Source organism: Prosthecobacter sp. GW821-HT29F12 (assembly GCF_058803405.1).
Map to the genome: position 1 here is coordinate 4,680,758 of NZ_CM179517.1, position 12,808 is coordinate 4,693,565.

The following is a 12,808-nucleotide window of genomic DNA, read 5'->3' on the forward strand; positions in this document are numbered from 1 at the left end:
CTATTTTTCCAACTTGGGAGGCTGGTTGAGCAGGAGCCAGTACATGCCAAGCTCCTGCACGGCGGCGGTAAAGCCTTCAAAGTTCACCGGTTTGACAATGTAGCTGTTGACCCCGAGCTGGTAGCTTTTGACGACATCCACCTGCTCTTTGGAAGAGGTGAGAACAACGACGGGAATGTGCTTGGTGCGAGGGTCGCCTTTGATGCGCTCCAGCACCTCCAGCCCGTCCACCTTGGGCAGCTTCAGGTCGAGCAGGATCAGTCTGGGCGTGTCCTCAATCCTCCGCTCCACATGAGGGCCTTCGCAGAAGATGAAGTCCAGCGCCTCCGCCCCATCGCGGGCGATCTGGATGCGATTGCCAAGGTTGGCATTGCGCAAAGCGCGCTGGGTCAGTTCCAGATCTTCCGGGCTGTCCTCGACCAACAGGATTTCGACGATGTGTGTTGCATTCATGGTGGGGTGGTTCTTTCTAGAGTGAAATAAAATGTGGCTCCCTGATCCACTGCAGATTCCGCCCAGACCCTGCCGCCGTGGCGGTGGATGACGCGCTGTACGATGGCGAGTCCGACACCGGTGCCGTCGTAGTCCTCCGCACGGTGCAGGCGCTGGAAGACGCCGAACAGTTTATGGGCGTAGCGCATGTCAAAGCCGGTGCCGTTGTCACGCACGAAATAGATGCTGACGGGGCCGTCCGTTTTGCAACCGACTTCGATCACTGCGGATTCGCGCTTCTGGGTGTACTTGATGGCATTGGACAGCAGATTGATCCACACTTGTTTCAGCAGGGCAGGATCTCCCTCGCACGGGGGAAGTTCGCCCATGATCAGCTGGATGTCCCGCCCGACCCGCTGAGCGTTGAGATCCTCCAGAGCGTCCTGAACGAGTCTGCGGGCATCAATGGTTCGTTTGCTCAGAGTCGCCCGGCTCAGCCGCGAAAAGCTCAGCAGGTCGTCGATCAGATTGCCCATGCGCTGGGCGCTGGTGCGGATGACCTGAAGATAGCGCAGACCATCGGGAGGCAGCTGAGAGCCATAGTCCTCCAGCACCGCGCGGGAAAAGCCATCCATGGCACGCAGCGGAGCGCGCAGATCGTGAGACACGGAGTAGGAGAAGGACTCGAGCTCCTTGTTGGCGGCTTCGAGCTGCTGGTTGGCCGCCTGCACCTTTTGAGAACTCTGGAAGATCTCCGCCTCCATCTGCTCCATGCGGGCGTTAAATTCCGTGTCTCTGCTGGCGGCCCGTGACTTGCTGAGCACAAACTCGGTCACCTCCTCCACGCGATGGATGATGTACTGGACCTTGTGGTCGGCACCGACCACGGGAGAGTTGATAGGACTCCAGTAACGCTCCTCAAACACGCCATCCGGGCGCCGGACATCGTATTTCTGGATGGCCATCGTGTCGACGACACCGTTGGCCAGCACACGGTTGAGCGAGGCCCGCAGATTTGACTCTCCGTTGGCCTCCGGATCATCCGGGTTGTCTGGGAACACCTCGAAAAGTCCTCGTCCCACGATGCCTTCACGGGTGGTCAGAGTGGCCGCCAAATAGGCGTCGCTTGCGGCCACGATTTTAAATTCCGGCGTGAGCACGAGGTACAAACCCGGCAGCGATTCAAAGAGGCTTTTGAGCTCTGCGCGGCTCTGGCACAGCTCGCGATTGGCTGTTTCAAGCTGTGCGGTTCGCTCGACCACCCGCTGCTCCAGTTCTGCATTCAAGCGCTGGACCTCTTCCTCGGCACGCTTGCGCGCGGTGATGTCCACCCATGCACCAAAGACCGCGCGCTCGCCCGTTTCGGGCACGGTGAAGGGCATCTTGATGGTTTGAAGAACGCGCGTACGACCTGCCAAATCCGTGTTGTACTCTTCGGCAATAAACTTTGTGACGCCAGACTCCATGACAGCACGGTCATCCGCCTGGTAAGCCTCCGCCTGCGCCTGGTCAGACACGAGGGCAAAATCGTCCTTGCCCAGAACATCTTCGAGGGAAAGGCCGCAGGCCTCGGCCAAGGCAGGATTGGCAAAGATGTAACGACCTGCGGCATTCTTGGCAAAGATGCCATGCGGGACGAGGTTGGTGATCAGGCGCAGCCATTCCTCGCTGGCCCGCAGCGCCGATTCGGCGCGCTTGCGTTCTGTGATGTCCGCAAACATGGAAATGACCACGGGTTCGTTTTCACCGGGAAAGTCGATCTGCTCCATCGAAATCAGGGCCTCCAGACGTTGCCGGCCCTTGCGCCAGAAATGTGTCTCATAATCACGAACTCTGCCTTGGGCCCGCAACTGCTCAATCACTGCGGAACGTATTGCGGACTCACCCCAGAGCTCCAGGGACACAGAAGTCTGGCCGATGAGCTCTTCGCGCGTGAAATCGAAGAGCTGGCAGTAGCGCTCGTTGACTTCGATGAAGCGGCCATCGCGGATGGTGGTGATGCACATGGCCGCAGGATTGGACTGAAAGGCCTTCGCGAAGCGTGCTTCACTCTGGCGCAGCGCAGCCTTCGCCATCTGCTGCTCTGTGATGTTACGTGCGATCTTGGAAGCCCCAATGACATTGCCATGGGAATCTTTGATGGGCGACACAGTGACGGAGACCGCGATCTGCTCACCCGACCTGGTCAGCCGCATGGTCTCAAAATGCTCCATCCGCCTGCCACTCTTGATGCGGGACAGAATCAGGTCTTCTTCGTTGTGCCGGTCCGGTGGGATGATTTTCGTGATCGAATGCCCCAGCATCTCACTGGCCGGGAAGCCGAACATGGCTTCAGCACCTTTGTTCCAACTGGTCACGATGCTGTTTAAATCTTTGCCGATGATGGCATCGGCCGAGGACTCGACGATGGCGGCGAGCAGCGCGGTCGCTTCTTCATCCTTTTGACGTTCACTGATGTCGCGGAGAATGACGGTGAAGATTGTCTGTCCTGCCACTTCGACCTGTGAAATGGAACCCTCGATCGGAAACGTTTCCCCATTTGCGCGAACACCTTCCAATGGTTCCAGAAGGCGTTTGGAGGGGGCGACAGGAGCTGAGTGTCCGGCCTTATCCACTTGAAGCACGGGCATGTGAGGAATGAACCTGCTCAGAGGCCGTCCCATGGACTCCGCCGCAGGGCAGCGAAACATCTCCTCGGCTGCTTCATTGAAGAGCATGATGGAGTGGGTGCTGTCCACGCTGATGATCGTATCCATCGCCGAGCTCACAATGCCCCGCATGCGCGCTTCACTGAGAAGGTTTGATTCACGACTGGCCGTGAGTTCCAGCGTGCGCGCCTGGACGCGGGACTCCAATTGTTCGTTGGCAGCGCGGACGGCAGCCAGCGCATCCGTCACCTGCCGGCCGGACTGCTTCAGTCGTTCATGCACCAGCGCGAAAAGCACGCCCATGCCTGCAAACATGACCACAGAAAGGAAGGCGCGGGAGTCTTGGAAGATGAATGAGCGCTGCGTTGGAATGAAAAAATACCACACGATGAGCGCGGAGAAGGCCGTCGCCCAGAGTCCGCCACGCAAGCCCCCCCTCCAAGCACTGAAAAAAACGGCCGGATAGAACAAGAACCACACAAATGGCTGAAGCCAAGACCAGCACAGCCACTGCATGCCAAGCGCCGCCAGCGGGAACAACACCGCTGACCATGGTGGCATGCAACGGGAGAGTTTCATTGCCACCGTGCCTTCAGGCTGTTTTCTTCACGCTGACGAGAGAGCAGTGGCGGATTTAACTCATGAGAGCCGCCAGCGGGGTGGGTGCCTGGACATTGAGAGAGCAGAGGTATCTTCATGACCGAGCTGAGGCAAGGATGATTAATGTGTCATGGGCGATACATCTATTCTCAGCCAGTCATTACAACAAGCAATCCCCAAGTATGAACATCCGCATCTTAAGTGAATGCGAAGGTTAGCGGGAGCGACGAGAAATAGTTAACAACAGCCAGGACGCTGGCAGCGCCATGGATGCCTGCGCCCTCATTCCGTCCTTTAGCCAAAGGTGGCAAAATGTCGCCAGCCACATCTTGCAAGACGCATGCGGATCGGCCACAATCATGAGCGCCCAACAACACGCATATCATTATGGCCAAAGGCAACAACGCTCACAAAAAGGAAGTCAAAAAGCCGAAGAAGGAAAAGCCCAAGCCGGCGCCCGCAGGCCGCAAGAGCTAGGATTGGCAGCCTGAGGAGCAGTGGATGACGCGCTGCTCGGTTTTATCATGAAGGAGGAATCGTTGCCATGCAGGCAATGAGAGGGTTTTCTGTGCACTGGCGCATGCATCCAGAAGTTCATGGAGTGTAAAACCTGAGGACAAAAAAAGAGCGGCCATTGCTGGCCGCCCTCGTGGTTTTGGGGTTGTGATGTGTCTTGCGCCAGTTGCGGCGCAACCGGGCTACTTTAGTAGCGGTAGTGATCGGTCTTGTAGGGGCCTTCAACGGGGACGCCGATATAGTCGGCCTGTTCCTTGGAGAGGACGGTGAGTTTGACACCGATCTTGGCGAGGTGGAGGCGGGCGACTTCTTCGTCGAGTTTCTTCGGAAGCACGGTCACGCCGACGGGGCGGGTGTCCTTGGTTTCCCAGAGTTCGATCTGAGCGAGGGTCTGGTTGGTGAAGCTGTTGCTCATCACGAAGCTCGGATGGCCGGTGGCGCAGCCGAGGTTCACGAGGCGGCCTTCAGCCAGCATGAAGATGCTGTTGCCAGCCGGGAAGGTGTACTTGTCCACCTGGGGCTTGATGTTGAGGCGCTTGACGTCCGTGCGGGCGTTGAGCTTGTCGACCTGGATCTCGTTGTCGAAGTGACCGATGTTACACACGATGGCCTGGTCCTTCATCTTCTCCATGTGGGCGAGGGTGATGATGTCCTTGTTGCCGGTGGTGGTGACGTAGATGTCGCCGTAGCCGAGGGTGTCTTCGATGGGCATCACGCGATGGCCTTCCATGGCGGCCTGAAGGGCACACACAGGGTCGATTTCGGTGACGATGACCTGGGCGCCCATGCCGCGAAGAGCGGCGGCGCAGCCTTTGCCCACGTCGCCGTAGCCGCAGACGACGCCGACTTTGCCGGCGATCATGACGTCGGTGGCACGCTTGATGCCGTCGAGGAGGGATTCGCGGCAGCCGTAGAGGTTGTCGAACTTGGACTTGGTGACGCTGTCGTTCACGTTGATGGCTGGGAAGAGCAGCTTGCCTGCCTTGGCCATTTCATAGAGGCGATGGACGCCGGTGGTGGTCTCTTCGGAGACGCCCTTCAGATCTTTGACGATCGTGTGGAAGATGCCGGGCTGGTTCTTGGCGATGTCCTTGAGGAGGTCCTTGATGACCTTCACTTCGTGGTTGTCGGAAGGAGTATCGACCCATTTGTCGCCGTTTTCCATTTCATAGCCTTTGTGGATGAGGAGGGTGACGTCGCCACCGTCGTCGACGATGAGCTGAGGGCCTTTGTCTCCTGGGAAGATGATGGCCTTCCAGGTGCACCACCAGTATTCTTCGAGGGTCTCACCTTTCCAGGCAAAGACAGGGGTGCCAGTGGCGGCGATGCCAGCGGCGGCGTGGTCCTGAGTGGAGAAGATGTTGCAAGAGGCCCAGCGGACATCAGCACCGAGTTCCTTGAGCGTCTCGATGAGCACGCCGGTCTGGATGGTCATGTGCAGGGAGCCGGTGATGCGGACGCCAGCGAGGGGCTTCTTGGGGCCGTACTTCTCGCGGGTGGCCATGAGGCCTGGCATTTCGCTCTCGGCGATGTCGAGTTCTTTGCGGCCGAAGTCGGCGAGGGCGATGTCTTTTACTTTATAGTCGGACATGAGGTGTGGGTGTCGTGGGTTCGGGTTAGGGTGAAATAGAACGGATCAACGTATCAGGATACGTTGATATGTTCCAAATGGATGCCTTGATGTCAAACGGGGATTTATCTGGCTGAGACGGACCGTTTGAAGCTGACCACCATGAAACTTGCCTCTCTCTTTGCCTGCCTTTGCCTTGCTGCCTCCGTCCACGCTGAAGATCTTCACCCTGCGGCGGACGCGGCTGGTTTCGTCCCGCTCTTCAATGGCAAGGACCTCGCGGGCTGGAAAACGACGGGGAACTGGGTCGTGGAGGCTGATGGCAGTGTCTCGCTGCACCCGCGTGAGGGAGAGAAAGGCTGGCAGCGGTATGATGCCTACATCGCCACGGAGAAGTTGTACGGCGACTTCGTGCTGGACCTGGAATTCAAGATCAACGCCAAGGGCAACAGCGGCGTGTTCATGCGCGTGGGCGACATGAAGGAGCCGGTGAAAACGGGCTTTGAGGTGCAGATTTTGGACACCTATGGTCTCGAAAAACCGGGGCATCATGACTGCGGCGGAATTGTGGGTGGCATTGGCCCTTCCAAGAACATGGTCAAACCCGCTGGTGAGTGGAACCGATATACGATCACGGTCAAAGGCCGCAGCGTGAAGGTGGTGTTCAATGGGGAGCAGGTCATCGATGCCAGCCTGGACGACATCAAGATGGCGGACCGGCCGAACGTGGGTCACATCGCTTTTCAAGATGAAGCGCTGCGTGTGTGGTATCGGAATGTGCGGATCAAGGAGCTGAAGTAGGCCGATAGGCGGAAGCCAGCGCAGCGTTTAGCGAGGCATGCGCCCGAGCCAATCCTCCTTGAAACCTCTGCTGCTGATCTTTTCATGCCTGCTGTGCACGACGTGGTCAGTTTCCGCTGAAACCAAGCGCCCGAACGTCCTGCTGCTCATGGCGGACGATCTGGCGGCGACGCTGAGCTGTTATGGGCATCCGCAGGCGAAGACGCCGAATCTGGATGCGCTGGCGAAGCGCAGCGTGCTGTTCAGCCGGGCCTACTGCCAGTTTCCGCACTGCAATCCTTCGCGCTCGTCGATGATGAGCGGGCTGCGGCCGAACACGACGCGGGTCACGAACAACGAGGACAATCTGTACACGAACATTCCCGAGGTGCTGACGCTGCCGCACCATTTCCGCAACAACGGCTATGCCACGGCGCGCTGCGGGAAAATTTTCCATCTCGGGGTGCCCACTGGCCTGGAAAGCATGGACGATCCGCAGGCGTGGGACTTTGGGACGCCGTTCAAGAACGAGCTGCCGTATCCACCGAAGCGTGAAAGCAGCGTGAAGGTTAAGAGTGGCAAGAAGCAGGGACTCGGCTGGCAGGAAATTCCTGGCGAAGATGATCAGCTAGTGGATGGCAACTTCGCCAAGACGGCCATCGAATGGCTGGGCAAACGTGATAAAGACAAACCGTTCTTTCTTGCGGTCGGATTTCATCGCCCGCACCTGCCGCTGGTGGCTCCGGCGAAGTATTTTGACCTGTATCCGCTGGAGAGCATCACGCTGCCGGAGGCTCCGGCCGATGACGAGGCGGACATCCCTGCGCCGGCGCGGAATGGGGCGGTGCCGGGTTATGCGCTGACCACCACGCCGGAGCAGAGACGGGCGGCCATCCGTGCATATCTGGCCTGTGTGAGCTACGTCGATGCGCAGGCCGGACGGCTGCTGGAGGCGATCAAGCAGATGGGGCTGGATGACAACACGATCATCCTTTTCACCAGCGACCACGGCTGGCATCTGGGTGAGCACGGCCTATGGCACAAACGCAGTCTGTTTGAAGAGAGTGCTCGCGTTCCGTTTATTATGCACACGCCCGGCATGAAGACGGGCGGGCGGCAGAGCCAGGGGCTGATCGAGCTGCTGGATGTCTATCCCACGCTTTGTGAACTCTGTGGGGTTCCTGCGCCCAAACAGGTGCAGGGGCTGAGTTTGCGTCCGTTGTTGAATGATCCCGCTGGGGCGATCCATGAGGGGGCTTTCACTCAGGCGCGGCGGGGTGCGAATGCTGAATTTTGGGGGCGGACGGTCCGCACGGCGCGCTGGCGCTGCACGGAGTGGGATGAGGGCAAGAGCGGCGTTGAACTATACGATCACGAGAATGATCCTCAAGAGTACGCGAACCTGGCGAGTGATCCGCAGCATGCGGAGGTGCTGAAGGATTTGCGGGCGCGGCTGGCGGAGAGGCTGCCGCCGATCGCCAAGAGGTGATTGCTTCTGGGGACGTGTGGGAGCGACACAGCGACTCGGCACCTCCAGAGTCGGGCGGTTTGGCGGAGAGACTCGTGGAGCGTAGGAATGCCATGCGCGCCAAACACACCCAACGTACGGGATTAATGCTGGCGCAGTTTCAGTACGGCTTCGCGGGCGCGGATGAGGAAGTCGGGCTTTGATTCGTCCTCTTGAAGGCGGATGGGCTCGCCGAAGGTGACGCTGCCGAGAACGGGGACGGGCAGGACTTCGCCTTTGGGGAGGATGCGGTTGAGGTTTTCCATCCACACGGGGACGAGCTGCACATCGGGCCGCTTTTTGGCGAGGTGGAAGAGTCCGGGCTTGAAGGGCTGCGGCTCGGGAGTGTTCTGGCGGCCGCCTTCGGGAAAGAGGATGAGGGAGTGGCGGTCTCCCATGGCCTGGACCATTTCGAGCAGCGGATTGGCCTCTGGTGTGGGCTTTTTGCGCTCGATGAGCACGGCATTGAACACATGGCAGGCCAGGAAGGGACGCACGCGGCCGACCGACCAGTAGTCTTTGGCACCGACCATGCGCGTGACTGCGCGGACGGGGGCAGGCAGCGAGGCCCAGAGCACTGGCCCGTCGAGGTTGCTGGTGTGATTGGCAAAGTAAACCCGCTGCACCAGCTCCGGCGCGCAACCCTGCCAGCGGGCGACGGAACCGGAGAACACACGCAGCGATCCGGCGATGAGACTGCGAATCATGTGCAGAAGATGTGCGAAGAAGTAGAGGTTGTCACGCGGCTTGCTTGTTCGTAGTGATTCACTTTCACGCGCATGCCTAATTCCACACCTGCCCCTCCCGACTCATCCACCTGGATGACAGCGCTGGCCGAGTTCCTGATGGAAGAGCCGGCTATTGAATCGATCCGGTTGAATCCAGAGTCGAAACGAGTCGAGATGGCCACCCTGGGTCAGGTGGATGGCGAACTGCTGCAGGCGAAGCTCTCCGAGGTGCTGCGGGCGGTGGACGCCCGGTGGCTGAAGCAAAACGGGCAGGTGCCACCGAGCAGCGGCATGCTGGATGTGCAGCAGAAGGCGGACGGGGCCTTTGTGCTCGAAAAACCTTCCTGCCCGACGGCGCCGAAGTTCTGGAAATGGCGCGACTTTGCCTGGCCGGAGCCGGATGAGATGGAGCAGGAGAGCGACAATGAGTGGCGCGTGCTGGCGCTGCAGGCGGGACTGTGTGCCGTGACGCTGGTGGCGGGCTACATCACCGAGCGTTTCTTTTCCGCACCGGCCTGGCTGCCAAAAAGTTTGTTCGCCATCTCGCTGATTTCCGGCGGCTGGGATGCGGCGAAGGACACCTGGGAAAACATGCGCGAGGGACGGCTCGATGTGCATTTCCTGATGCTGGCCGTGGCCACAGGTGCGGTGTCGATCGGCGCGTGGGAGGAAGGCGCGCTGCTGCTGTTCCTGTTTTCGACCTCGGGTGCGCTGGAGCATTTTGTGATGTTCCGCACGCACCGGGAGATCAATGCGCTGACGAAGGCGGCCCCCAAATTTGCGCATGTGCTGCAACCCGACGGGACGACGGCTGACCGTGGCGTGCAGACGCTGCAGGTGGGCGATGTGATCGTGGTGAAGCCGGACGAGCTCTTCGCCGTGGATGGCACGGTGATCGAGGGCTCGACGGCGGCGGATGAGTCGACGCTGACCGGTGAGGCGCTGCCCATTGCCAAGGAGAAGGGTGCCTCCATCTACGGGGGCACTTTGAACCAATGGGGGATGGTGCAGGTGCGTGTGGACCGACTGGCCACGCAAAGCGCGCTGGCAAAAATCATCACGATGATCCAGACCGCGCAGCATCTGCGCGCGCCGAGCCAGCGGTTCACGGACCGCTTTGGCACGCGGTACACGCTGCTCACGCTGGGGGTGGTGGCGCTGATGTTTTTCGTGTGGTGGCTGGGCTTTGGCATTTCGCCGCTGGAAAACACCGCGGCATCCAAGTCCTCGTTTTACCGCGCCATGACACTGCTGGTGGTGATGAGCCCGTGCGCGCTGGTGCTTTCGATACCTTCGGCCATTTTGGCGGCGATCGCCTGGGGGGCGCGGCGCGGCGTGCTGTTTCGTGGCGGTGCTGCGATTGAAAAGCTGGCGGAGGTGGACGTCATCGCCATGGACAAGACGGGGACGCTGACGGAAGGCGAGCTGAAGGTGACGAAGATCGAAAGCTTTCCCGCAGGCCGGGAGCAGGACGTGCTGCGGATCGCCGCGAGCCTGGAGGCGAATTCGAACCATCCCATCGCGCGTGCGGTCACGCAATATGCCGAGGCGCAGGGCATCGTGATGGAAAAACTGGCCGAGTTTCAATCCATCGCAGGCCAGGGGCTGCGTGGGCGCACCGCCGCAGGGCTGAGCTACGTGGGAAGGCGCGAACTCGTCAAAGACAGCGCCCTGGGGGAGGTGCTGGCCGGGGTGCCGGACGCACCGCTGGGCTTCAGCGAGGTCTGGGTGGTGCATGAACAGATCGTGGGACGGGTGCTGCTGAAGGATGAGATCCGGGCCGGGAGCCGGGCCGTGCTGGAAAAACTGGCTGCCGATGGCGTGCGCACGATCATGCTGACCGGAGACCGCCGGGCGGCGGCGATCGAGGTGGGGGAGAAACTCGGCATCGCCGAGGTGCGCGCCGGATTGCACCCGGAGGACAAGGTGGCCGCGATCCGGGAACTGACGCTGGCCGGCCACAAGGTGGCGATGATCGGGGATGGTGTGAACGACGCACCGAGCCTGGCGGCCGCCTACGTATCCGTGGCGATGGGTGCGCGAGGCAGCGACGCCGCGCTGGAGCAGAGCGACGTGGTGCTGATGCAGGACAAGATCGAAAAACTGCTGTCCGCACGGCGCATCAGCCAGCAAGCACGGCGCATCATTCAGCAAAATCTGGTCATTTCCCTGGGCAGCGTGATCGTGATGGCGGTGGCGTCCTTGTTCGGCATCGTGCCCCTCACGCTGGGCGTATTGACGCATGAGGGCAGCACGGTGGTGGTATGCTTAAACAGCCTGCGGCTATTGTTTGAGAAGGAATGAAGCCGCCTGCCATTTTTCATCTGCGTAACTCCGTGCTGGACGATTCCCCCCTTTTCTTCATAGAGTATTCAAAATTCTGGCATGCGCATTCTCTCCAAAGTCCTCTGGACCCTCGCTTTCCTCGTCGCCACTTTTGTCTGGATGGTGCTCTTTGAGCACGGATTCAGCATGAAGGGTCTGACAGAAGGAACGGGTGCGGAGCTGCGTGGCATCGCCGCATGGTTTGGCGGCGGGAAAAAATAACCGCCGCCCACTTTCATTCAAACACGTCAAGAACCCCAAGCATTATGATCGTTCAGGAAGCAGAACTCGACCCCAAGTACCAAGCCCTTTGGAAGAAAGCCCTTATCTCCGCCGAGCGGAAAAACTGGGATTATGTGATCGACCAGGTGCTGCCCATCGTGACGGCCAACGTCGGATTTCTGGACGGCCGCAAACTGCTGCGCAGCGCTGAAGGCGAAGCCACCGGTGGCAGCGGCGGCAAGAAGTTCAGTTTTGGCCTGGGCGGCTTCAAGCCCAGCTCCAAAAAAGAGCCGGCCGAGGCCATCGCGGACATGGAAGAGAACGTGTTCCGCAAGGACCCCTTCAACCTCAACGCGAACGAGCAGCTCTATGAAATCGCGATGAAGATGAATTTCCCGGATCTGGCCGCGTTTGCCCTGGAGACCATCCGCGCAGGCCATCCTGAGAACACCAAGCACATGCACAAGCTGGCGCAGCACTACATGGAGCACAAGCAGCCGGAGCTGGCCGCCGAGGTGTACCGCCTGATCTCCGTGGTCAATCCACGTGACATGGAAGCCAAGCAGGGGGAAAAGAACGCCGCCGCGCAAAGCTCCATCAAAAATCAGGGCTGGGGCTCCGCGAACTTCAAGGATGCGATGAAGGACTCCGGCGAGGCCGCCAAGCTGGAAATGCTCAGCCGCCAGGGCATGACGCAGGAGCAGATGGAGCAGTTCCTGGCAGAAACCATCGAGCAGTACAACGCCGACCAGGGGAACATCGTCATCGTCAAGCGCATGTCGGATCTGTATGAGCGCCTCGGCCAGCTTGATACAGCGCTGATGTTCTACGATTACGCCCTGACTCTGAACGCCGGTGACGTGGCCCTGCAGCGCAAGGTGGAAATCCTGCGCGACAAGGTGCAGGAACAGAAGATCGCGGATTATGAGCGCGAGATCGAAAACGATCCTGATGCGCCCGACATTGACGACAAACGCGCGCAGCTGGCCGAAATCCGCCGCCAGCGTGCGAGCGTGGTCATCAGCGAGGCCAAGACCCGTGTGGACCGCAACCCGACCGACAAAGGACTGCGCTACGAACTGGGTCAGGCCTATTTCAACGCAGGCATGTACGGCGAGGCGCTGCCGGAGCTGCAGCAGGCGAAGTCGAACCCCAACATGCGCATCAAGGCGATCCTCATGCTGGGACGCTGCTTTGAGCGCAAAAACATGAACGACCTGGCCAAAACCTCGCTGCTGGAGGCCTCCAAGGAGCTTCTCGTCATGGACGCCACCAAAAAAGAGGTGCTCTACGAGCTGGCCAACGTGCTGGAAAAAATGGGCGACAAGGCGGGAAGCCTCGACGCGCTGAAGGAAATCTACAACGCCGACTACGGCTACCGGGATGTGGCGCACCGAGTAGAGTCCTCCTACTCATAACTGATCATTTCAGGTCACCCCTGCTGACACCCCGTTTCGCATTCCGAAACGGGGTGTTTTTT

Annotated in this window: 9 protein-coding genes; 5 read left to right on the forward strand and 4 right to left on the reverse strand. The window is 59.8% G+C overall.

The features are described from left to right. The 3 genes from AC3RLQ_RS19235 to ahcY form a co-directional block, all read right to left on the reverse strand. Nucleotides 1-453, reverse strand: a complete 453-nt coding sequence (locus tag AC3RLQ_RS19235; protein ID WP_493030264.1) for a response regulator — start codon at nt 451-453, stop codon at nt 1-3. Next, a complete protein-coding gene (locus AC3RLQ_RS19240) occupies nt 450-3,641 on the reverse strand; it encodes a PAS domain S-box protein (protein WP_493030265.1) in 3,192 nt (1,063 codons plus the stop codon). The genes AC3RLQ_RS19235 and AC3RLQ_RS19240 overlap by 4 nt, the downstream gene beginning before the upstream one ends. Nucleotides 3,642-4,383: 742 nt before the next feature. Then, nucleotides 4,384-5,787: an adenosylhomocysteinase gene (ahcY, locus tag AC3RLQ_RS19245; protein WP_422319654.1), complete on the reverse strand. Its 1,404-nt coding sequence runs from the start codon at nt 5,785-5,787 to the stop codon at nt 4,384-4,386. Nucleotides 5,788-5,928: 141 nt separating this feature from the next. Between ahcY and AC3RLQ_RS19250 the strand changes: the two genes are divergently transcribed. Further along, nucleotides 5,929-6,567: a 3-keto-disaccharide hydrolase gene (locus tag AC3RLQ_RS19250; RefSeq protein WP_493030266.1), complete on the forward strand. Its 639-nt coding sequence runs from the start codon at nt 5,929-5,931 to the stop codon at nt 6,565-6,567. Nucleotides 6,568-6,604: 37 nt separating this feature from the next. Beyond that, nucleotides 6,605-8,035, forward strand: coding sequence for a sulfatase (locus AC3RLQ_RS19255; protein ID WP_493030267.1), 1,431 nt, complete (start codon nt 6,605-6,607; stop codon nt 8,033-8,035). A 122-nt stretch (nt 8,036-8,157) separates the two neighbouring features. On the opposite strand, the gene AC3RLQ_RS19260 is transcribed toward AC3RLQ_RS19255, so the two are convergent. Next, nucleotides 8,158-8,760, reverse strand: a complete 603-nt coding sequence (locus AC3RLQ_RS19260) for a lysophospholipid acyltransferase family protein (RefSeq protein WP_493030268.1) — start codon at nt 8,758-8,760, stop codon at nt 8,158-8,160. A gap of 72 nt (nt 8,761-8,832) precedes the next feature. Here AC3RLQ_RS19260 and AC3RLQ_RS19265 point away from each other — a divergent pair, with 72 nt between their 5' ends. The 3 genes from AC3RLQ_RS19265 (at nt 8,833) to AC3RLQ_RS19275 (ending at nt 12,746) form a co-directional block, all read left to right on the forward strand. After that, nucleotides 8,833-11,085: a heavy metal translocating P-type ATPase gene (locus AC3RLQ_RS19265; protein WP_493030269.1), complete on the forward strand. Its 2,253-nt coding sequence runs from the start codon at nt 8,833-8,835 to the stop codon at nt 11,083-11,085. 81 nt (nt 11,086-11,166) lie between these two features. Next, on the forward strand, nt 11,167-11,328 hold the full coding sequence (locus AC3RLQ_RS19270) for a hypothetical protein (protein WP_184339791.1): 162 nt from the start codon (nt 11,167-11,169) through the stop codon (nt 11,326-11,328). Between the two features lie 44 nt (nt 11,329-11,372). Then, the gene (locus AC3RLQ_RS19275) at nt 11,373-12,746 is read left to right on the forward strand and encodes a tetratricopeptide repeat protein (protein WP_493030270.1); all 1,374 of its coding nucleotides are present in this window, start codon (nt 11,373-11,375) and stop codon (nt 12,744-12,746) included. Nucleotides 12,747-12,808: the final 62 nt, after the last annotated feature.

Bases quoted from the DNA above. Each gene is read 5' to 3' on its own strand.
- AC3RLQ_RS19235 (WP_493030264.1), bottom strand. From the start codon at position 453: ATGAATGCAACACACATCGTCGAAATCCTGTTGGTCGAGGACAGCCCG.
- AC3RLQ_RS19240 (WP_493030265.1), bottom strand. From the start codon at position 3,641: ATGCCACCATGGTCAGCGGTGTTGTTCCCGCTGGCGGCGCTTGGCATG.
- ahcY (WP_422319654.1), bottom strand. From the start codon at position 5,787: ATGTCCGACTATAAAGTAAAAGACATCGCCCTCGCCGACTTCGGCCGC.
- AC3RLQ_RS19250 (WP_493030266.1), top strand. From the start codon at position 5,929: ATGAAACTTGCCTCTCTCTTTGCCTGCCTTTGCCTTGCTGCCTCCGTC.
- AC3RLQ_RS19255 (WP_493030267.1), top strand. From the start codon at position 6,605: ATGCGCCCGAGCCAATCCTCCTTGAAACCTCTGCTGCTGATCTTTTCA.
- AC3RLQ_RS19260 (WP_493030268.1), bottom strand. From the start codon at position 8,760: ATGATTCGCAGTCTCATCGCCGGATCGCTGCGTGTGTTCTCCGGTTCC.
- AC3RLQ_RS19265 (WP_493030269.1), top strand. From the start codon at position 8,833: ATGCCTAATTCCACACCTGCCCCTCCCGACTCATCCACCTGGATGACA.
- AC3RLQ_RS19270 (WP_184339791.1), top strand. From the start codon at position 11,167: ATGCGCATTCTCTCCAAAGTCCTCTGGACCCTCGCTTTCCTCGTCGCC.
- AC3RLQ_RS19275 (WP_493030270.1), top strand. From the start codon at position 11,373: ATGATCGTTCAGGAAGCAGAACTCGACCCCAAGTACCAAGCCCTTTGG.